Annotated in this window: 3 protein-coding genes; all 3 read left to right on the plus strand. The window is 41.7% G+C overall.

Features of this window, described 5'->3' with window-relative positions; all coding sequences use genetic code 11:
* Positions 1–192: 192 nt before the first annotated feature.
* A complete protein-coding gene (locus ACFSVM_RS25500; RefSeq protein WP_379265323.1) occupies positions 193–489 on the plus strand; it encodes a hypothetical protein in 297 nt (98 codons plus the stop codon).
* A gap of 179 nt (positions 490–668) precedes the next feature.
* Positions 669–1028, plus strand: coding sequence for a hypothetical protein (locus tag ACFSVM_RS25505; protein ID WP_379265327.1), 360 nt, complete (start codon positions 669–671; stop codon positions 1026–1028).
* A 12-nt stretch (positions 1029–1040) separates the two neighbouring features.
* Positions 1041–1308: phage holin family protein (locus ACFSVM_RS25510; protein WP_379265325.1), on the plus strand; the 268-nt coding region annotated here is incomplete at its 3' end.

The following is a 1308-nucleotide window of genomic DNA, read 5'->3' on the forward strand; positions in this document are numbered from 1 at the left end:
ATAGAAATTGGACAAAGAACTTGGTACATTACTGGTGAAAATTATGACTTGCTTATGTCTGAATCACCTAACTTTGCACCTGGGAAGCCAGAAAACGAGTACAGGGAAGTTGATATTTGGTACATTCTAGATATTATGAGCCAATCGCAGGGCTGAGTTTGTTTGAGACATAGAGAAAGGGGAGGGTCCATTTTGTTGCAGCAAACAACTGGAGGAGTTACCTCGCAGGAAGTCGCTGAATGGGCGCAACTTGTAGACAAATACGGGTTTTCGCTGATTTTGTCTATAGTCTTATTAATCATCGTTTTGACTTTCTTGTACTGGTTAATGACAGGTAAGATTGTTCCTAAGCTTTACTTAGACCGATCAGAAGAAGATCGTGACCGAATGCAAGCAATCATGGAAGAAGAACGCAAAGAAAGCTTATCGGACATCAAAGAGTTGCTCGGTCGTCTCAAAAAAGATGAAGACGTGAGCAGAGGAGGATAAGCCGTGTGGAGCAAACTTTTTAAAAAGCAGCGGGAGATCAGTAAACAGTTGGATGAAAGAACCAAACGCGAGCGAGTTACTATAACCAGGTATCGGAATGCTTCGCGTGAATTACAGGAAGAGATAAAGAATAATCACTTTTTTCCTTATCTAGTGGTCGAAAAGGGGGAGCAATGACTATGAGAGTCATTGATATTGTACTTATTACGGAATACATGATATCCATCGCATGTTCTTTATACATCATCATTGCTCATGCATCGTATTTTAGAGAACGATTTGCTAAAGGAGCTGTCAGTTTGTTTATGCTGGCGATGCTCTTTTTTTTATGCGCTTATACCGTGAAAATGGTGACAGCAGTGTGGATGCGAGTAGGCAATGCAAATGAGCTAACGGCGATTACCATTGAAACTTACGCATGGACTATCGCACAAGCTGGTACAACGGTCGGTCTAGTCATACTGGCCGTACTGACATACACCAAGCGATTCGATTTATTTGTAAAACTTAAGAACTTCGATAAAAAGAACATCGAATAAGGAGAGGGTAATATGGAATTCACATGGGAGTATATTTTTGAGTTGATTGACCCCTTGCTGATCGGGGTGCTTGTAGCATGCTGGGTAGTCGGATATGTCGCTAAGCAACTTCCGAGTATTCCGAACTGGTCAATAGTCTTTATCGTTACAGCAGCAGCCATCGTTCTAACAGGTTTTACGATCGGATGGTCCGTACAGTCGGTAATCCAAGGTATTCTTGTTGGTGCATTTGCCGTTTATGGAAATCAAATTGTTCAGCAAACACAGAAAGGCGTAGAAC

It is taken from the genome of Paenibacillus shunpengii (genome assembly GCF_042684905.1).
In the GTDB taxonomy this organism is placed as follows: Bacteria; Bacillota; Bacilli; order Paenibacillales; family Paenibacillaceae; genus Paenibacillus; species Paenibacillus shunpengii.

Coding starts and splice junctions, on each gene's coding strand:
- ACFSVM_RS25505 (WP_379265327.1), top strand. CDS start 669: ATGAGAGTCATTGATATTGTACTTATTACGGAATACATGATATCCATC.